Annotated in this window: 1 pseudogene; it reads right to left on the bottom strand. The window is 50.7% G+C overall.

Annotated elements, in window-relative coordinates:
• Positions 1–521 (bottom strand): annotated as a pseudogene (mukB, locus tag R7P74_RS29275) (chromosome partition protein MukB); the annotation flags it as partial.

Raw genomic sequence — 521 nt, 5'->3', positions numbered from 1 at the left:
CTTCCATTTCTTCGATGGCTTCTACTGGGTCATCAGTGCGGATGATGTCCTGACGAATACGCTCACGAAGGTGCTGGTAAACCGCAATGTAGAACAGAACTTTACGCTCTGGACGTGCATTATCTTCAGACAAACGTAACGCATCACGTAGGTCATCATTGTTTGCAACAGCAAGACGCAGCGCACCCAACGATTTATCCGACATTGAACGCAGTTCATCGGCAGACATGTACGCCAACTCGCGCTTGTGAAGACGACGTTCAACATCGTTTTCACGTGCCAAGCGAAGTACTGAACACCAGCCCGCTTTCGCAGCAACCACGAAGGTACGCAGCTCTGCGTATTCCTTCTGAACTTTCTTCAGACGTTTCGCCAGACCTTTCATCTCTAGCTCAGTAGAGGTGATGGTACGCTCGTATTCACTCTTACGACTACGAGATGTGTGTAGACGCTCGTGCAGCTCATCACGGCGACGGATCGCACGCTCTTCTGCGCCTTCATCGGCGTTAACACCAAACTCT

It is taken from the genome of Vibrio sp. 2033 (assembly GCF_033339735.1).
Note: the sequence above shows the minus strand (reverse complement) of the source record. Positions and strands in the feature narration are given on the sequence as shown.